General features: G+C 63.1%; 16 protein-coding genes. 9 read left to right on the forward strand and 7 right to left on the reverse strand.

Annotated features, from left to right (window positions below):
* Nucleotides 1-105 precede the first annotated feature (105 nt).
* From KH208_RS01795 to KH208_RS01805, 3 genes are all read right to left on the reverse strand, one after another.
* Complete coding sequence (locus tag KH208_RS01795) at nucleotides 106-654, reverse strand: pyruvate kinase alpha/beta domain-containing protein (protein ID WP_291433289.1); 549 nt, start codon at nucleotides 652-654, stop codon at nucleotides 106-108.
* Between the two features lie 108 nt (nucleotides 655-762).
* Nucleotides 763-2,184, reverse strand: coding sequence for an adenosylhomocysteinase (ahcY, locus tag KH208_RS01800; RefSeq protein WP_291433291.1), 1,422 nt, complete (start codon nucleotides 2,182-2,184; stop codon nucleotides 763-765).
* Between the two features lie 211 nt (nucleotides 2,185-2,395).
* A complete protein-coding gene (locus KH208_RS01805) occupies nucleotides 2,396-3,319 on the reverse strand; it encodes a metalloregulator ArsR/SmtB family transcription factor (RefSeq protein WP_291433293.1) in 924 nt (307 codons plus the stop codon).
* Nucleotides 3,320-3,422: 103 nt separating this feature from the next.
* On the opposite strand from KH208_RS01805, the gene KH208_RS01810 reads away from it, so the two are divergent.
* Together KH208_RS01810 and KH208_RS01815 are read left to right on the forward strand one after the other, a co-directional pair.
* Entirely contained in the window at nucleotides 3,423-3,980 is a 558-nt protein-coding gene (locus KH208_RS01810; protein ID WP_291433295.1) for a DUF721 domain-containing protein, read from the forward strand.
* A gap of 447 nt (nucleotides 3,981-4,427) precedes the next feature.
* Nucleotides 4,428-4,799, forward strand: coding sequence for a hypothetical protein (locus tag KH208_RS01815; RefSeq protein ID WP_291433297.1), 372 nt, complete (start codon nucleotides 4,428-4,430; stop codon nucleotides 4,797-4,799).
* A gap of 271 nt (nucleotides 4,800-5,070) precedes the next feature.
* On the opposite strand, the gene KH208_RS01820 is transcribed toward KH208_RS01815, so the two are convergent.
* Entirely contained in the window at nucleotides 5,071-5,946 is an 876-nt protein-coding gene (locus KH208_RS01820; RefSeq protein ID WP_291433299.1) for a hypothetical protein, read from the reverse strand.
* A gap of 516 nt (nucleotides 5,947-6,462) precedes the next feature.
* Here KH208_RS01820 and KH208_RS01825 point away from each other — a divergent pair.
* Nucleotides 6,463-10,008, forward strand: coding sequence for an FAD-binding and (Fe-S)-binding domain-containing protein (locus tag KH208_RS01825; protein ID WP_291433301.1), 3,546 nt, complete (start codon nucleotides 6,463-6,465; stop codon nucleotides 10,006-10,008).
* 397 nt (nucleotides 10,009-10,405) lie between these two features.
* On the opposite strand, the gene KH208_RS01830 is transcribed toward KH208_RS01825, so the two are convergent.
* On the reverse strand, nucleotides 10,406-11,074 hold the full coding sequence (locus tag KH208_RS01830) for a methyltransferase domain-containing protein (RefSeq protein ID WP_291433303.1): 669 nt from the start codon (nucleotides 11,072-11,074) through the stop codon (nucleotides 10,406-10,408).
* 385 nt (nucleotides 11,075-11,459) lie between these two features.
* Here KH208_RS01830 and KH208_RS01835 point away from each other — a divergent pair, with 385 nt between their 5' ends.
* The 6 genes from KH208_RS01835 to KH208_RS01860 all read left to right on the forward strand — a co-directional run bounded on the left by KH208_RS01835 (nucleotide 11,460) and on the right by KH208_RS01860 (nucleotide 16,578).
* Nucleotides 11,460-12,134: a site-2 protease family protein gene (locus KH208_RS01835; protein ID WP_062254113.1), complete on the forward strand. Its 675-nt coding sequence runs from the start codon at nucleotides 11,460-11,462 to the stop codon at nucleotides 12,132-12,134.
* A 175-nt stretch (nucleotides 12,135-12,309) separates the two neighbouring features.
* The gene (ruvX, locus tag KH208_RS01840) at nucleotides 12,310-12,747 is read left to right on the forward strand and encodes a Holliday junction resolvase RuvX (protein ID WP_035073122.1); all 438 of its coding nucleotides are present in this window, start codon (nucleotides 12,310-12,312) and stop codon (nucleotides 12,745-12,747) included.
* Entirely contained in the window at nucleotides 12,744-13,796 is a 1,053-nt protein-coding gene (gene mltG / locus KH208_RS01845) for an endolytic transglycosylase MltG (RefSeq protein WP_291433311.1), read from the forward strand. The genes ruvX and mltG overlap by 4 nt, the downstream gene beginning before the upstream one ends.
* Before the next feature lie 30 nt (nucleotides 13,797-13,826).
* Nucleotides 13,827-14,063 carry a hypothetical protein gene (locus KH208_RS01850; protein ID WP_062254109.1) on the forward strand — a complete coding sequence of 79 codons (237 nt, stop codon included), beginning with the start codon at nucleotides 13,827-13,829 and terminating at the stop codon, nucleotides 14,061-14,063.
* Nucleotides 14,064-14,319: 256 nt separating this feature from the next.
* Nucleotides 14,320-15,918 carry a cobyrinate a,c-diamide synthase gene (locus KH208_RS01855; protein ID WP_291433314.1) on the forward strand — a complete coding sequence of 533 codons (1,599 nt, stop codon included), beginning with the start codon at nucleotides 14,320-14,322 and terminating at the stop codon, nucleotides 15,916-15,918.
* Nucleotides 15,919-15,927: 9 nt separating this feature from the next.
* Entirely contained in the window at nucleotides 15,928-16,578 is a 651-nt protein-coding gene (locus tag KH208_RS01860; protein WP_291433315.1) for a precorrin-8X methylmutase, read from the forward strand.
* 23 nt (nucleotides 16,579-16,601) lie between these two features.
* On the opposite strand, the gene KH208_RS01865 is transcribed toward KH208_RS01860, so the two are convergent.
* The gene (locus KH208_RS01865) at nucleotides 16,602-17,228 is read right to left on the reverse strand and encodes a DUF4272 domain-containing protein (RefSeq protein ID WP_291433316.1); all 627 of its coding nucleotides are present in this window, start codon (nucleotides 17,226-17,228) and stop codon (nucleotides 16,602-16,604) included.
* Between the two features lie 598 nt (nucleotides 17,229-17,826).
* Nucleotides 17,827-18,705: a hypothetical protein gene (locus tag KH208_RS01870; protein WP_291433317.1), complete on the reverse strand. Its 879-nt coding sequence runs from the start codon at nucleotides 18,703-18,705 to the stop codon at nucleotides 17,827-17,829.
* Nucleotides 18,706-18,751 lie beyond the last annotated feature (46 nt).

Consider the following 18,751-nt stretch of genomic DNA (forward strand, 5'->3'; position numbering starts at 1 on the left):
CAGGTCAGCCTGCGACTTTGCCGCAGGCTGACCTGGGGCGCTTTGCCTTGCTCCCGCGCTGCCCGGCACGACCAAGCTGTTTTTTCCGGGAGCATGCCGCGAGTCTCAAAAATTTTTCGGCTTGCAGACTATCTCGTTGATCTTCGTATCCAGGATATTGTTGGCATGCGCCGGGTGCATGATGACGGCGGTGTCCGCCCCACGGCCGCTGCCCGCCACCCCCAGGATTTCCTCACCGTGGGGAATCAGGCCCGCGTCCAGGGCCATGACCGCGATCTCCACGCAGACCTTGACGCCCTGGCCGAGCATGCGCAGGGTGTCGGCCATCAGTTCCACCGGGCTCACGCCGCCGTGCTTTCTGCTGATGCCCCGCTCCGCGCCGCTGAGCACATGGGTTGCGGCAAGCACCCGGATGCCCGCGCGCTCAAGTTCCTGCCGGGCCGCGTCCGTCATTTTCGTCTTGCCCGGTTCCTTGAAGCCATAGGCATTGGTCACGCACACGACATGCGCGCCCTTCGCGCCGATGAACAGTCCGGCGGTGTCTCCGCTGCCGCTGGCCACGACGATGTGCCTGATGTTTCGTTCCGCCGCCGTCTTCAGAGCCAACGCCACGCACTGTTCGGTATTGCCCGCGCCTTTTTCGTCAAAATACACGGCAGTTCTCTCCTTGCTGAAACGACCCGGCAAACGTGAACAACACGCTTGCCGGGCCAGGGCCGGACTTCTTTAGTGCTTTTTACACTAAATACGGGTAGGCGAAAATCAATACCTGTACATCTCGGCCTTATACGGGCCTTCCACCTGCACGCCGATATAGTCGGCCTGTTCCGGGGTAAGCTTTGTCAGCTTGGCGCCCAGGCGGCCCAAATGCAGGCGGGCCACTTCCTCGTCCAGTTCCTTGGGCAGGGTGTAGACCCTCTTTTCCAGGTTTTCCTTGGCCAGCTTGATCTGGGCCAGGGTCTGGTTGGTGAAGCTGTTGGACATGACAAAGCTGGCGTGGCCCGTGGCGCACCCCAGATTGACCAGGCGGCCTTCGGCCAGGATCAGAATGCTGCGGCCGGACTTGAGGGTCCACTTGTCCACCTGGGGCTTGATGTTCAGCCTGCTCACGCCGGGCGTGCTTTCCAGGTAGTTCATGTCGATTTCATTGTCGAAGTGGCCGATATTGCAGACAATGGCCTCATCCTTCATGCCTTCCATGTGCGCGCCGGTGATCACATGGTAGTTGCCGGTGCAGGTCACGTAAATGTCGCCCAGGGGCAGGGCGTCTTCCACGGTGGTCACTTCATAGCCTTCCATGGCGGCCTGGAGCGCGCAGATAGGGTCGATCTCGGTCACCAGCACGCGCGCGCCGAAGCCGCGCATGGACTGGGCGCAGCCCTTGCCCACGTCGCCGTAACCGCAGATCACCACCACCTTGCCGGCCACCATGATGTCCGTGGCACGCTTGATGCCGTCGGCCAGGGACTCGCGGCAACCGTAGAGGTTGTCGAACTTGGACTTGGTCACCGAATCATTGACGTTGATGGCCGGAAAGAGCAGCTTGCCTTCCTTTTCCAGCTGATACAGGCGGTGCACGCCGGTGGTGGTTTCCTCGGAAACGCCCTTCATCCCGGCAGCCACCTTGTGCCAGTGCCGCGGATCTTCCTTGAGGCGCAGGGCCAGGCGATCCAGCACGCACTGGAATTCCTTGTTGTCGGTCTTCTGCTCCAGAATGGAGGGATCGTTTTCGGCCTCCACGCCCTTGTGGATGAGCAGGGTGGCGTCGCCGCCGTCGTCCACGATGAGATCCGGGCCGGAGCCGTCGGGCCAGGTCAGGGCCATTTCCGTGCACCACCAGTAGTCCTCAAGGGTTTCGCCCTTCCAGGCGAAAACCTTGGCCAGGCCCTGCTCGACGATGGCCGCTGCCGCGTGGTCCTGGGTGGAAAAAATGTTGCAGGAGGCCCAGCGGATGTCCGCGCCCAGGGCGTGCAGGGTTTTGATCAGCATGGCCGTCTGAATGGTCATGTGCAGGGAGCCCGTGACCTTGAGGCCTTGCAGGGGTTTCTGGGGACCGTATTTTCTGATGCATTCCATAAGGCCGGGCATTTCCCGCTCGGAAAGCTGCATTTCCTTCCCGCCGAAATCGGCCAGGCTGAGATCCGCCACTTTGTGCGGCAGGCTTAAATCCAGTGCTTTGGTCATCTCACTCTTCTCCTTGGAAGTTTTTGGCGTGTGCGGCGCATTTGATCAAGTTGGAATGCTCCAATGTCTGATTACAAAAATTTCGAGCATAGTTATGCTCTCAATTTTCGCAGGATCGTCAGCGAAAAAGCGTGGTTTTCCGCTGACTCACGGCGGCTACGCCGCCGCGGCATCCCGAGGATTTCGCGTTTCTAATTTCTCAAATCAGGCACTAACGGGCTTCCGCGCCCATCAGCAAAAGCGCAAGCCCCCGTCCCACGGGCTGCCGTGCGCTGTCCAGAACGGCAAAACCGGCCCGCTCCAGGCCCGTCGCCAATTCGTTTTCCTCAAAGCCCAGCCAGCGGTCGCCGTAACGGCTGCGCATGGTTTCGTCGTTGTGGCGCAGAAAATCCGCCACGAACAGACAGCCGCCGGGGGCCATGATCCGGCGGATCTCGCGCAGGCCTTCCTCCGGCGCGGACAAATGGTGGAGCACAAGGTTGATGCAGGCGAAATCCGCCTCATGGTCGCGCAAAGGCAGATGGCTGAGCTCACCGATGCGCAGGGAGACACGGCCTTCGGCCAGGTCCTCCTGGCTGAAGCGGCGGCGGCAGAGTTCCAGCATGCGGGCCGAGCCGTCCACCCCGATGACCCCGCGCGCCAGGGGCAGCAGGCGGCTGAGCACCGCGCCCGTGCCGCAGCCCAGATCCACAGCCGTGCCGCAACCTTCGGGCACGGCGGCGCGGACGGCTTCGGGCAGATCGAAAGCCCCGAGCACCTCGCGGTTGAGTTCGTCCCAGTCTTCGGCAATGGTATTGAAAAACTGGCGAGTCTTGCGGGCGCGCTCTTCCAGAATCTGAGCCGCCATGGACAAATCCGCGCGCATGATGGCGTCGGCGGGCACAAAGGGCATGACCGCCCGCAGAAAATCGCGTTCCTCACCGGCGCGCGGCGCGGCATAAAACACCCACAGCCCGTCCCGGCGCGAAGTCAGCAGACCGGCCTCGGTCAGGATTTTCAGATGCCGGGAAACCCGCGACTGGCCCATGCCCAGAATGCTCACCAGCTCGTTGACCGAGAGCTCGTAATGCAGCAGAATATGCACAAGCCGCAGCCGGGTTTCATCGGAGAGGGCCTTGAAATGCAGCAATGCCATGGAACGCCTTTTCCCTGGGTAAATCAAGTTAGATTGATGTAAATATCCGTCTATCCGGATATAGTCAAGCGGGCCGCCTTGCGTGCGGCGGGATGATCGCAGCATGGAGCGAAAAACGCAAAACCAGAGTCAGCGGAACTGGACGCGGCGCAAGCCTCGCCCACGGCGCAAAAACAGCGGTCCGGCACAAGCCGGGGATGTGCTGTCCGCACTGCTGGCCTCACTGGGCGGCGGCCCGGTGCGCGCCCGCCTGAGTCTGCTCTGGCAGAACTGGGAGCCGGTCATGGGGCCGGAACTGGCCCCTCTGGCGTTGCCGCTGGGCCGCCATAAGGATATTCTGCTGATCGGCGCGGAAGACGCCATGCTTATGCAGGAGCTGCACCTGATGAGCGGCGAAATCCTGGAACGGGTCAACGCCTTTATGGAAAGCCCTTTTTTCAGCAGCATAAAAGTCTCTCTGGTGCTGAACAAAACCGTGCTGCGCACAGCCGAATCCCGGCCCGCGCCCGAAGCCCGGGCCAGACCCGACGTCCCCCCGCCCCGGCCCAGCGGCTCTTTCCTGTCGAAGATGGACCCAGCCTCGCCGGTGGCCCGCTGCTATGCGCGTTTCGCCGGAAAACGGGCCGCCCGGAGTGCCTCGCGGAAGAACGCGATAGACTGAAACCCGGCTCCATTCCCCACTTTTCAGACAGTTAAAGCAAGGCTTCAAAGGCACTACTTTAAAACCGCAATGCGAAGTTCGCCGCCGGCTGGGGTAACGGCAATCTGCCGAAAGGGACGCCCGGCGGCTCTAACGGCGAAATGCGGCCAGTAGCGCGGCTGTGGGCGGCCCCCCGTTTCTTGATGCGGATGGAGCGCGCCGCCGCGCAATCCAGGTTTATTCACAAGTTTTTTTGGTGAACCGCAAGATTATTTCTAGACATAAATTTCATATTTTTTCTTTGATGGCAGCCAGTTATAAAAATACGACGGCGAAGTGCATGCGATTTTGCTGTTTGGTTGCTGCGATCATTGACAAGGTTTTGCCTGCAATGCTAGTTTGCCTCCAGACAACACCCGCCAGCGTCCGGTCTCCGTCCGGCAAGAGCACGCGGAGGAAGGAGTGAACGTGCAGAAAAATATGGAAGAAATCTGTCTGAAACATGACAACGGCAGCGATCTTCAGTTTCGCGGCCGCCTTTTTTCGGAGTGCTCCTGGTACGACGAGGAGCACGGCATGCTCACCCGCCAGAAGCTCTATGTGACGGATAACGACGAACAGGTCTATTATATCGTGCGCTCCAGCGGCCAGGAACGCAGCCGCCACGCCTACCGCCTGTCAGTGCGCGGCGACAATTGCATCATTGACAACGGCGTGACAGAAATGGCCCTCCAGTTCGATATGCTCATGCTGGCCGTGCGCGGGCTCTGCGGCCTGGAAGCCGGCGCCACGCCCACCCTGTCCATGGTGGAGGAAATGCTCAAGGCCGCCAATGCCTAGTACTGCCGCCGCATCCTGATTTTCCGCCGCTCCCCAGGGGAGCGGCTTTTTTTATGCGCATCCATCCCATGCTCATTGCCGTTACCCCGCCTTTCCTCTCTCCTTTCCCCGCAGACCATCTCCCCGCCTTCCGGCCAGCTGCTTCGTCCGCTCAAAATGCCTCTTTTGGCAGACGACGCAGCGGCATTAGGGAAGACATGTAAAAGCCCATCCGGCGTAATGCCGGATGGGCTTTTACATGTCCGTGGAGACGGCGAAAGCGGCCCCGGCCTCAGCTTTCACCTGTTTTGCTTTCCGGCTCCAGATTGGGGCTGAAATGGTTGGTGCCCCAGGTCAGAGCCAGGACAAAAAGCGCGGCGAACAGGCCGATGGCCGGGCTCCAGAGCGGCGGGGCCGAGAGCGAAAGCCGCATGAGCAGAGTGCCGATCACAAAGCCCGAATTGCGAAACACCGCATGGTAAAAGGGCATGTAGCGCTGGGCGATGAGCACCATGGCGATATCCGCGAAAATCAGCACCGTGTAGATGGTCTCAAAAAAATGCTGTTCCTTGCCGGTTCGCAAGTGAAGCACCAGATCGTGCATGCCGACGGCGAAAAAGATCACGAACAGGGTCAGAGCCAGCAGTTTTTTGCTCATGACATAGCGCATGCGCATGTCCGAACTCTGGATAAAGCGCTGCCGCCGCGCGATGCGCCGGTACATGCCCAGGCAGAGAAAAACGCACAGCGCCCCGGCCCCGGACACGCCGATCTCCACCACCCGCCAGATATTGTCGATATTGACGTAAACCGGTTCCGGCAGGGCGGCCAGCTCCTTGAAAGCATTGCGCAGCAGGATCAGGGTCAGGATCTCGAACTGCTTGCCCATGGACTGAGACAGGGACGAGGGGATCACGAAGATCAGGCTCATGACCTCCATGGCCAGAATCAGGGTGAAGGCGAGATGGATGGCGTAAAAATGGCTTTCCGGCGGCTGGGGCAGCCAGAGCGGATAGAGGCCCAGGCGTTTCAGTTCCACGCCCGCCAGGGCGGCCAGATAAAACCAGAGCAAAAACAGGGCGATGCGCCGCTGGGTGGACGGGCGCTCCCAGAAATGGTGCAGCCAGTCGAGTATGTCGGTGAGCGGCTGGAATTTGTGAATCAGCATAAAGCCTCTGTACTGCGCGCGTTGCGGCGTTATTATTCAAGCAGAGCAAAGCACGACGAAACCACGTTCCCGCCGCGGGTTGAGGGCAACGTCAATCTCCTAAGATTACTGACAGGCAAGAAGATAGCCGGACGGACGCAAATGTCAAAGGAGGGGATGTGTCTTTTCAGCGACAACCCGTAAATCGCCATGCCGGGGCAATCGCATGAATAGAGCGAAGAAGAAAAATGCTCTTGCGTCAGCTTTGCTGTAACTTTGCGGTTATTTTACAAAATCCGCCTTTTCCGCGCGGGCGGCGTTACCGGCTGTGTTCGCGGGAATTTAAAGAAGGAAGGCTCAAGGAAGGCTCGCGGTGGAAGCAAATGGATATCCGACGATTGAGGCCTTCACGCGATTGCCCTGACCGCCATGCCCGCAAGGCTTGCCATCCGTGCCCAGAAAACGTAGAAAAAAGGCTTCCCCCACGATCCCCCATACCTTGCGACAGCATATCCGCAGCACATTGAGGTAGAGATCATGCCCCATAAGGGTCCGCATATTTCCATTTCGCCCGATTATGTGGTCAACCGCATCCTGAAGATCAATATCGACGACTTCGCGGAATGGCCTGAATCCGTGCGCAATCTCGCCATTGCCATCGCCGAGGAACTTTTCCTGGTGGCCTACAACCCCTTTATCGACGCCGACACCGTGCGCGGCAGCGTGCGCGAGAGCTTCGAGCGGGAATCCGTGTCCCTGGCCCACTATTACGCCACGGCCATCGGCGAGGGCATCACCATGTTCTGGTCCGCCTATGAGGCGGAAGCCGAGTTCCGGGGCAGGCTCATCGACGCCCTGCGCCGCGTCCTGCCCGAGGAATGCATTCTCGTCGAACCCTCGGCCCTGGTGGAAACGGCCACCGACGCCACGGACCTGCGCATGGAGCTGCCCCTGCTGGTGGTGGAGCCGGACAATACCGAACAGGTGGCCGAGCTGGTCAAGCTGGCCAACGACATGAAGTTCGCGCTGATCCCGCGCGGCGGCGGCTCGGGCATGACCGGCGGGGCCGTGCCCGCGCGCAAGCGCACCCTCATCGTCAGCCTGACCCGCTTGACCCGCATCGGGCCCATTGATCCGGAAGAAATGGCCGTCACCTGCCAGGCCGGGGCCATCACCCAGGAAGTCATCAACGCGGTGGACGCGGCGGGTGCGCTTTTTTCCGTGGACCCTGCCTCCAAGCAGGCTTCGTCCATCGGCGGCAACGTTTCGGAAAACGCGGGCGGCCCCAGCGCCTTTGAATACGGCACCACCCTGGACAATCTGCTCTGGTGGCGCATGGTCACGCCCACGGGCGAAATCATCACCGTGGAGCGCGAGAACCATCCCCGTCACAAGATCCTGCCCGACGAAACCGCCGTCTTTGTGGTCAAGGACGTCAGCGGCGGCGTGCGCAATGTGGTCCATCTGCGCGGCGACGAAATCCGCCTGCCCGGTCTGGGCAAGGACGTGACCAACAAGGCCCTGGGCGGCCTGCCCGGCATGCAGAAGGAAGGCGTGGACGGCATCATCACCGAAGCCTGTTTCATCATCCACAAGAAGCCGCAGCACAAGCGGGTCATGGTCCTGGAATTTTTCGGCCGCTCCATGCATCCGGCGGCCGTGGTAGTGCGCGAGCTGGTGGCCCTGCGCAACCGCATCCGCCGGGAGGGCGACTACGCCCACCTTTCGGCCCTGGAAGAATTCAACGCCAAGTACGTCCAGGCCATCGAATACAAGCGCAAGTCCGAAAAATACGACGGACTGCCCATTTCGGTGATCATCCTCCAGGCCGACGGCGACGACCCCTATCTGCTGGACAAATGCGTGGGCGACATCGTCAGCGTGGTGGAACAGCAGGAGAATGTGGACATCATCGTGGCCGGGGACGACAAGGAGGCCGAACGTTTCTGGGAGGATCGCCACCGCCTGTCGGCCATTGCCAAGCGTACCTCGGGCTTCAAGCTCAATGAGGATGTGGTCATCCCCATGGAGCGCATTCCGGATTTCGCGCTTTTCCTGGAGCAGCTCAACCTGGAGTGCACGGCCGCGTCTTACCGCCACGCCTTGCAGGAAGTAGGCCGCCTGCCCGGCTTCCCCATGGAGGACAAGGACTTCAACCGCGAGTTCTCCCAGGCTTCCAAGGCCGCGTCCGGCGACGTGCCGGCCGCGGACGTCTCGGACATTGAAATGGGCGCGCGGGCCGAAGCCTTTCTGGACCAGCTGGCGGAAAAATATCCCCACCTGGCCAAAAAGATCGCCAAAATCCGGGCCTACATGGAGGCCAGCCGCATTGTGGTTGCCAGCCACATGCACGCGGGCGACGGCAACTGCCACGTGAACATCCCGGTCAACTCCAATGACGCCCACATGCTGGAGGAAGCCGAGGAAACAGCGGCCCGGGTCATGGCCGAATGCCAGGAAATGGGCGGCGAGGTCTCGGGCGAACACGGCATCGGCATTACCAAGATCGCCTTTTTCGGCAAGGACAAGATGGATGCCCTGCGCGCCTTCAAGGAGCGCGTGGACCCCCGCGACGTCATGAACCCGGCCAAGCTGGTGCACCGCGAGCTGCCGGTGCGGCCCTTCACCTTTTCCTTCAACCGCCTGATCAACGACATCCATGCCAGCGGCCTGCCGGACAAGGAAAAGCTCATCAGCCTGCTCACGGCCATCCAGATCTGTACCCGCTGCGGCAAGTGCAAGCAGGTCTGCTCCATGTGCTATCCCGAGCGCTCCATGCAGTACCACCCGCGCAACAAAAACATGGTGCTGGGCATGCTGCTGGAGGCGGTCTATTACTCCCAGGTCAACAAGGGCCGCATTGACGAGCGCCTGCTCAAATGGCTGCGCGACCTGGTGGAGCACTGCACGGCCTGCGGCCGCTGCATGGCCAACTGCCCGGTGAAGATCCCCTCCGGCGAGGTGGCTCTGACTCTGCGCGCCCTGCTGGAACACGAGGGCGCGGGTGGGCACCCCATCAAGGGACGCGCCCTGGAATGGCTGGTGCGCGACATTCCGCACCGGGTGCCCAAGGCAGCCAAGATGGCCTCACTGGGCCAGAAGATGCAGAACAAATTCCTGGGCTTCATGCCGGAGATATGGAAGCGGCGCATGCAGAGTCCGCTCTTTTCCGGGCGCGGACCCAAAATGGGCTATACCAATCTCTACGAGGCCCTCAAGCTGCATCGGGGCTCGGTCTTCGCCCCGGCGGAACCGCAACCCGGCATGCCCTGCGCGCTCTACTTTCCGGGCTGCGGCGGCGCGCTGTTCTACGACCGCATCGGCCTGTCCTCCATCATGCTTCTGCTCAAGGCCGGTTTTGCCGTGGCCGTGCCGCCCCGGCACCTCTGCTGCGGCTATCCCCTGCTGGCGGCGGGCATGGATACGGCCTTTGAGGACAATCTGGCCCAGAACCGCCAGTATCTGGCGGCCATGTTGCGCAACCTGGCCAAGCAGGGCTTTGACTGCAAATGCCTGGTTTCAGCCTGCGGCTCCTGCCGGGACGGCCTGGAGCGCCTGCACCTGGAAGAGCAGTTCCCGGACCTGCTGCGGCGGGACGTGAGCCAGCTCGTGCTGCCCCTGCTGGACAAGAGCGCCATACAGGCCGCGCCCGAGGGCAAAAATCTGGTCTATCACGGTGCCTGCCATTGCGAATGGGCCGACGTGCACAAAATCAAGGGTCAGAAGCAGCTGGTCAAGGCCCTTGGCGACTTCAGCGGCCTGACGGTCAGCCTCAATCCCGGCTGCTGCGGCGAATCGGGCATGGGAGCCATGACCTCGCCGCAGATCTACAATCTGCTGCGCTCGCGCAAGCAGGCCCGCCTGGGGCAGGCCTTTGCGGACAATTATGACGGGCCGGTAGTGGTGGGCTGCCCCTCCTGCAAGATCGGCATCGCCCGCAGCCTGATCAAGATGCACGACAAGCGGCCCGTGCTGCATGTGGCCGAATGGCTGGCCGGGCTGCTGGACGGCGAGGACCGACGGCAGAGCTTCCGCAAAAAGGCCAATGAGTCGCGCGGCGAAATCCGCGTGGTCGAGCTCTAGCATCGGCGAATGCGCGCGTAGGGAAAAAGGCCGGAACCGCTGTGCGGTTCCGGCCTTTTTATTTCCGCATTGCGGTTACGCTCTTCCCGGCGTCTGATTGCAAAGATTTCGAGCATGGTTATGCTCACACTTTTCGCTGGCTCACGGCGGCTGCGCCGCCGCAACGCCCTTCGGGTTTTATGTGTCTGATTTTTCAAATTAGGCACTATTCCAAACTAGAGAGTTTTGCCTTTCCAGCGAGGAAACCGAGCTTTTTACGACGGGAGCATACTCTTGCCTCAGTCGTTGCAGCGAAGCTGCTTACGAATGAGGACAGCAGCGATCCGGTATTCGACCAGCGTGAAAAGCGACGTTTGACGAAGCTGGAAGGTAAAAGAACCAATTTAGAAACAACCCCCTAGAAAGAACGGAAGCACTCCACCTTGGCGGGCGGCAGGTTGCGCAGGACCAGACCGCGTTTTTCGCGACGGCAGCCCGCGCGGACCAGGGGCGAACGTCCCCAGAGCGCGTAGGTGAACTGGATGATGCAGCCGCCGTGAGCCGTGGCCGCGCGCATCTGACCCACAACGGCCTGTTGCACGGGCCCGGGCAGACTGAGCAGGGGCAGGGAGGAGACCACGGCAGCCACGGGCCGGTTTGGGGGCAGATAGTCGGCCAGGCGCGTCGCGTCGCCCCGGATGACGGTCAGTTCGGGAAAACGGCTGCGCAGGACGCGGCAGAACGCGGGCAGACGTTCCAGCACAAGGAGGCGCTCGGGAGCCACACAGGCTTGCAGCGCACGAGTCACCGCGCCGGTGCCCGCGCCCAGTTCCACCACCAGACCGTCGCCCGGCGGCAGCATGGCGGCCATGCGCCGTGCCAGATGGACGCCGCTGGGACAGAGTGCCCCCACGCTGCGCGGCGCGCGGGCCCACTGTCCCACAAAGGCCTCCGCCCGCCCAAAGCGATCCAGCAGAAGGGCCGGCCGCAGAGAAGGGGCCATCCCCTCCAGGGTCTGCCGCCCCAGGTTCAGTGCCAGAGCCGCCAGACGCTCCCGTGCCGCAAGCGCGCAGGAAAATATTTTCATCGCTCACTCCTGGTTGGAAAGAACAAGCTGTGCGGGCAAAGACGTAGCGCGAGCGGCGTCAGCAAAGCGTCAGGCCGGATGCGGGACACATCCGGCGCGGCTCACTCCCGTTTCAGGCCGTCTGGGAAAATGCGCCTTCAACGTCAGCGCCGTTTCGCCTCCGCGCGCCGACACTGGAGCATTCACCACTTGAAATGCCCGCCTGCTCGCATTTCGCGGCAAGGAGTCGCAGACAACTCCTTGCTGTAGCCCGCCGCCGTAACACGGCAATGCCGCGAACGGCCCCCTGCAGTCGGAACGCAAAGCAACGGCTGGCAGGCTGCCACGCCCGACGCCTTCGCGACCCCGTATCGACATTCAGGCTCGAACATGATACCCGCCAAGCATGCTTAATATTGATTTTTCCCAAGCTCTCCACACGCTGGCCATCGCCCTGGTGCCCGCGCTGCTGGGCATCATCCTGCACGAAGTGGCCCACGGCTGGGTGGCCGAACGCTGCGGTGACCCCACGGCCCGCCTCATGGGCCGCCTGACCCTGAACCCCCTGCCGCATATTGATCCCATGGGGCTGCTGGTCTTCGGCCTGACCAGCCTTTCCGGCGCGTTTGTTTTCGGCTGGGCCAAGCCCGTGCCCGTAAACGCGCGCTATTTCCGCCATCCCGCCAGGGACATGATGCTGGTGGCTCTGGCCGGGCCGCTGACGAACTTCCTGCTGGCCGTGCTTTTCGGCGTGACCCTGCGCCTGGTGCTGGCCTTTTTCCCCTTTGACGCCTGGCAACAGCACAACTTCTACATTTTCGTCCTGTCTTCCCTCCAGGCCGGCGTGGTGATCAATTTCGGCCTGGGCTGGCTCAATCTGGTGCCTATTCCGCCGCTGGACGGCAGCAAGGTTGTGGCCTATTTTCTGCCCGGCGAAACGGCCTGGCGCTACCTGAGCATGGAGCGCTACGGTTTTATCATTCTTTTGCTGCTGCTGTTCACCGGAGCCCTGGGCTACGTGCTGGGGCCGCTGGTCAGCGGCAGCGCCAGAGGGCTTCTGTCCCTCCTGGGCTTATTGTAATCCAAAGGGAACACTGATTAATGGCCTTGTTGCCGCCTGCCTCGGCAGAGAACAAAACCCCTCATTAATCAGCGCTTCCCGGAGCAGATTCACTTTGAAATTTTATAAAGTTCAAAGTGAAATTGCTCTAAGACCTCCCCGCCGCAGGCGCGGGGAAAAACGGGGCATTACGCGCTTGAAATACGTGGGCATCGATTACGGTCTGGCCCGCACGGGTCTGGCCGTGTCCGACCCGGAAGGGCGGCTGGCCTTTCCCCTGGTCACCCTGCGCCTTGAGGAATACCCAAACCGTAAGGACTTCCTGGCGGCCCTGGCCGCCAGAATCACTGCGGAAGAGGCAGAAGCCGTGGTCATGGGCCTGCCCCTGCTGGACGACGGCACGGACAGCCTGACCACCCGCCAGGTGCGCAATGTTACCGAGCGCCTCAAACGCCGGGTGGACCTGCCAGTCTTTTACATGCCCGAGCTGCTGAGTTCCGAAGAGGCTTGGTCCGACCTGCGCGACGCCGGGCTCACGGCCCGCAAACGCAAGGCCGTGCTGGACCAGCAGGCGGCGGTGCGCATCCTCGCTTCTTTTCTGGCGCTGCCCCCCGAACAACGGAGACCGGCATGAAAACCATGCTGCGCATAGTGGGCCTGCTGTTTGTGCTCGCCCTGGCGGCCTGCGGCTGGCTGTGGTACGAAGCCCAGGTCTTTCTGAACAGCGCGCCCGAAACGCCGGGCCGCGAAATCTTTTTCGACGTGACGCCCGGCGCGCGCCTGGGGCAGGTTTCCGCCGCTCTGGCCGAAAAGGGCCTGGTTACCGATGCCCGCAAGTTCAGCCTGCTGGCCCGCTACAAACAATGGGAAAACCGTCTCCAGGCCGGGCGCTTCGCCCTGAACAGCGGCTGGACGCCCGAGCAGGTCTTGGACGCCCTGGTCAACGGCAAGCCCGTGCTTTTCCGTATCACGGTGCCCGAAGGTCTGACATGGTGGCAGACCGGCCGCCTGCTGGAAGAGGCCGGGCTGGTCCGCTTCGCGGATTTCCGGGACGTGGTCACGGACCCGGATTTTCTGCGCCATTACGGCATTCCCTTTGCCACGGCCGAGGGTTTTCTGATGCCCGACACCTATCTGCTCAAAAAAACCGACGAGCCGGACGACGCGCAGTTCAAGGCCCAGGCCCGCGCCGTGGCGGGCCGCATGGTGGACAATTTCTGGCGCAAAACCGCCGCCGTCTGGCCCGGCAAGGCCAGGCCCAAGCCCGACGATCTCAAAAAATGGGTGATTCTGGCCTCCGTGGTGGAAAAGGAAACCGCCATCGACGCGGAGCGGCCCCGTGTGGCCGGGGTGTACCGGAACCGCCTGGCCCGGCAGATGCTGCTCCAGGCCGATCCCACGGTGATCTACGGCATGGGACCGGCCTTTGACGGCAATCTGCGCCGCAAAGACCTGGACGATCCGAACAACCCTTACAACACCTATCAGCGGCCCGGCCTGCCGCCGGGGCCCATCTGCTCCTTCGGCACGGCGGCCCTGGCCTCGGCCGTCAATCCGGAAGCCCACGATTTTCTGTACTTTGTGGCCAAGACTGACGGCGGCGAACACGTCTTTTCCACCACACTCACGGAACACAGTCGCGCCGTGCGCCAGTATTTGCAAAACCGGCGCGGCGGGCGTTAAGGTGGGCGTAACGCAACGCCAGGAGGCCGTATGAACTATCTTATTGTGGAAGACTTTTCCGGCCAGGCCGTGCCCTTTATCTTTCCGCGCCGGGTGGACCACGGCGACATGCGCGAACAGTTGCCCTACGGCCAGGTACTCTCCTGCGGCGTGCTGGAACTGGGGCCCGACGGCTTCATCTGCTCCGGCGGCAACAATGAACTGGGCGTCAAGGCGCGGCCCGAGGAGGATGCGGCGATTATCGCTGAGGCCCTCCGGCGGCGGTGAAAGTAGACGCCCGCGCCGGAAGCCAAGGCGCCTTTAGCCGTTCGCGAGCAAAGCGAGCGTTGCTGTCCTTCTCCGTACGGTTCCTTTGTCGCCAACGGCTAAGGCAAGGCCTTCGGCCAACGGCTGCCGCAAGGACAGCGGCGCTACGGATGACGACAACAACAACGACAGGCTGAAGGCAGCGTCAACTTCGAGAATGTCGATTCTTAAAGGCAATCTGTTCTAGACGGGTCCGCCCCGCAGTCAAGGCTCTTGCATGATCCGCTCCGCCCCGAACCGCGTTCCCGGCCTCGTCGTGGGCGGAACCGGCAGCAACGCCGGTAAAACCGTCACCACCCTGGCCCTGCTCTGCGCCCTGCAGGCCAGGGGCCTGCGGGTCCATGCCGCCAAGACCGGCCCGGACTTCATCGACACCGCCTTTCACGCCGCGTTGACCGGCGCGCCCGCCGCCAACCTGGACGTCTGGATGTGCCGCGCGTCCCGGCCGAACCGCGCGGGAGAGCCGTTGCGCCGCATCCCCCAGGGGCTGGCCCGGATCTTTGCCCGCATGCGGGCCCCCGGAATGGACGGCCGGGCCCCGGATATTCTGCTGGTGGAGGGGGCCATGGGCCTCTACGACGGCGGCGCTGGAGGCTCCGGCTGCACGGCCCAGTTGGCGGCCCTGCTGGGCCTGCCCGTGCTGCTGGTGCTCAATGCCCACGGCCTAGGCCAGTCCGTGGCCGCCCTGGCGGAAGGCTTTCTGCGCCATCGCCCGGCCTGGAGCGCAGGCACGGGACAACCCGCCTTTGCCGGAATGATCTGCACCCACGCGGGCAGCGAAAAGCACAGGGAAATTCTACGCCAGGCCCTGGCCCCATTGGTTGCGGATACGGGCGTGCCCCTGCTGGGCCTTTTACCGCGCGACGGCGCGCCGAGGCTGGAATCCCGCCATTTGGGCCTGGTGGAGGCGCGCGAATCCCTGTCCGGCCTGGACCGGGGCGCGCTGGCCGCCTGGCTGGAAACGCATTGCGATCTGGACGAGCTATTGTGTAACCTGGGCGCGCCCTTGGGCAACAGGCCCCAAACCGCCCTCCAAACAACGCCATCAACCGTTTCCGCCGCTGGGAGCACAACGGCCGCAGCAGCCCGCTTTTTTCCGCCCCGCGTCCGCGCCGGGGAAAACGCGGGCCCTGCCGCACGACAAGTCCGGCCTCTGCTGGGCGTGGCACGAGACGCGGCCTTCAGCTTCTGCTATGCGGATCTGCCCGCCCTGCTGCAGGAACTGGGCGCGGACCTGGCTTTTTTCTCGCCGCTCAGTGATGCCGCGCCGCCGTCGGGCTGTTGCGGGCTCTATTTTCCCGGCGGCTACCCCGAGCTGCATGCCGCCCAGCTGGCCGCCAATACCGCCATGCGCGCGGCCCTGCGAGACATGGCGGCCCAAGGCCTGCCCATCTACGGCGAATGCGGGGGCTACATCTACCTGATGCGCGAACTGCGTCTGGAGGGACAAGGCCACGCCATGAGCGGCCTGCTGCCGCTGGATTGCCGCATGGGCGACCGGCTGGCGGCGCTGGGTTACCGTGCGGCCCAGACCTTGCCCGGCTGGCCCGCCAATGTCGATATCCCGGCCGGCATCATACGGGTGCGCGGCCATGAGTTTCACTATGGCCGCCTGACTCAAACGGAACTGCCGCCCGGCTGCGCGCCCCTCTGGCAGCTGAGCGACAGCAAGGGCGCGCCCCTGGGACCGGAAGGCTGCCGCCGGGGTTGTGTGGCCGGTTCCTGGCTGCATCTCTACCCGGAAGGCGCGCGGAACTTCTGGCGGGCCTGGCTCGCCGCCCTGCCCGCGTCCGGCATTCTAGCCGGTAAGCCCTGAGAGGAACATATGCCTACCGTAGAACTGGACCCGGCCTGCACGCCGCAGGAAATTGAAGCCCGCTCCTTTGCCATTATCGACGCGGAAATTCCCGAACCGCGTCCCTTCAACGGCGGGCTCTGGGAGGTGGCCAGGCGTTGCGTGCACACCTTGGGCGATACGGAGATCATTGCGGATTTGCGCTTGAGCCGGGACGGCCTTGCGGCGGGCGTGGCGGCTTTGCGCCGGGGCTGCACGGTCTATACGGACACGCGCATGGCCGCCGCCGGGCTGCCTCTGCGCCGCCTGACCCCTCTGGGCGTCACGGTGACGCCGCTCATGGGACTGCCGGGACTGGAAGAGATCTCCCGCCGCCGGGGCGTCACGCGTTCCCGCGCGGGAATCGATATGATCGCGGACAGGCTGGCCGGGCAGATCATGGTCATCGGCAATGCGCCCACGGCCCTGCTGGCCCTGTTGGAGGCGCTGAACCAAGGCGCGCCCGCGCCCGCCCTGGTTGTGGGCATGCCTGTGGGATTTGTGAACGCGGCCCAGTCCAAGGAACTGTTGCGGCAAAGCCCCTGGCCGCATTTCACTTTGCTGGGCCGCAAGGGAGGTTCGGCCGTGGCCGCCGCCTGCGTCAACGCGCTGGCGGAACTGGCCCTGGCGAAGAACGCCTGATCCCGGAAAAAGGGGACGCCACGCTACGTGTCCGTACGCACGTCATCCCAGGCGGCGTCCATGTAGCGGATGAGCCAGTTGAACATTCTGTGCCGTTCCACGACCACGCCGGGATCAAGCCCGGCCGGAGCGTCCCGGCCGTTGACCCGCGCGTCCGCGCAGGCCCAGTCATAGCGGTAGGTGCGATCTGCCTCGTCCAGAATCCGCGACGGCGCGCGCAGGCGGCAGGACCGCAAAAAACCCGGATAATCGCCGCAGTCACGGACCATGGCGGCCATGCTTCCGGCATCACAGACAGCCCCCGAATAGACGAGCGTATCCACAAAACCGAGGGCCCACAGGCCGACCCAGGCGCATTCATAGCGCCGGGTGAAGTCGGCGAGACTCTGCTCATCCGGGGCCGGACCACTGATGAAGGCCCGCTCCCCGGGGCTGAGAAATTCTTGGGCGCCGTACCGCTCGAGCAAATCCGCAATGCTCTCGCGCGCGGTCTCCACGCCCCGACTGGAAACAAGCTCCGCAAACACCGAAGTGAGCAGGATGCCCAGCGTGCGCCGCGCCACCTCCTCCACGGAACGCGGCAGATAGGCCGCATCGTCCACAATGGAGGCAGGGCGGCGCAGACGGGCACGCCCTCCGCAGCCAGGCACTTGTTGCTGCGCTCCTTGCGCGCTTCGCCCGATGCCGTGGCCTTGGACGGAACAAGCAGGACCGCGGGCGCGGTGACGGTCCAGGAGTCGAAATCCGATTCCCCGTCGGCGTTGAAGACTGTCGCGCCGTCAGCGGTGTACAGATCCGCCGGGGGCAGAAAAATCAGCCCGTGCCCTTCGCCCGCGACAGTCATGACGGCTCCGAAAGTGGCGTCGTCCATATCCTTGTCCGCCACTACGCCCACGCAAAGCGTGAAAACTTTTATCTGGGCCAGCAGGGATTGTTTCAGACTTTCCTTGTCCGTGGGAATGGCGGCGAAGAAATCATGCATGCCCCGCATCATTTCTGTAAAAGACGCGCCGTCCGCATCACGCGACTTCAGATGGAAGGCTATGCGTTGCCGGGACAGCAGCTTCCGTCTGGCGGCAATCAGCGTGTCGCCGCTATTTTCAAGGGACCAGCCGGAAAACAGCCTGGCCAGAAGAGGAAAAAAAAAATCATCTCTGGAGGCCAGCGTCATATACAAGGTGCACTGTTGCATCCTTCCCTCCGGTCCGCTGTGTTTTTCTCAAAAAAAAGCCCGGCGCACGTCCCGGGCTACTTCTGGTCCGGCCCGTCCCGCGCGTCGCCCGGAACCGGCGGTTCCGAGACGTCATCCGATTCCGTACCCGGTTCCGCGCCGCCCACATCCAGTACCGGCGGCAGCGCTTTCACATGTTCCGCCTCCACCAGCATGGCGCGCTGCTCCTCGTTCCGCGGCAGGGGCACGCAGCCCTTGTCCACCAACACGATGCCGGTGCGCTCCAGCACTTCCCGGCGGAAAGCGTATTCCTGCTCCATGCGGCGCTGGCGGTAGACGAACCAGCGGTGCCCCAGAAAACAGACGGCCAGCAACGTCGCCGCGCTGCCCACGATCCAGGGGATATAGGCCGTCAGCGCGCCGCCCAGGCGGACCAGGGCGGAAAAAGCCCCGTCCACAAAGAAGAGCCCCGCGCCCAGCAGAAGAATGCCCAACAACAGCACAACCGTGGGCGCGTTGCGCACCATGGCGTAAAAACGCTGCAGGCGTTCGGGCACCACGGCACTGTCCGCGCCGTCCTGCTCCCCTTCCAGCGTATGGGAAAGCCAGCGGCCCGTGAGGTGCACCACCAGCAAAAGAGCCACGGGCGCGAGCACGGCGGCCAACGCCCAGATCAGCCAGGGAAAGCGGGCTACCGGCGGGCCGCCGGGCGCCTCGGGCGCGGCATGCACCAAGCCGTAGAAAAAAGAGACGCCGCCCACGATCATCTCCACGAAAAGCACGGCGATCAGCAGATAAAACAGCGTATCCTTATGCTCTCCGGCATACCAGGGCCGGACGCGGCCGCGCGTCGTCCCGCCGGGTGCGGCCTGGGCGTCGGCGGTCTTTTCCGCACCGGCATCCGGTTGGGAAGACCCTCTGAAATCTCGGGAGGAATGGTCGGGAGACGTCTTCATGACATACCTCAATGCGGCAAAGCATACGTGTCCGGTCCGCTTCCGG

The organism is Desulfovibrio sp. (genome assembly GCF_018379785.1).
Lineage (GTDB): Bacteria > Desulfobacterota > Desulfovibrionia > Desulfovibrionales > Desulfovibrionaceae > Desulfovibrio.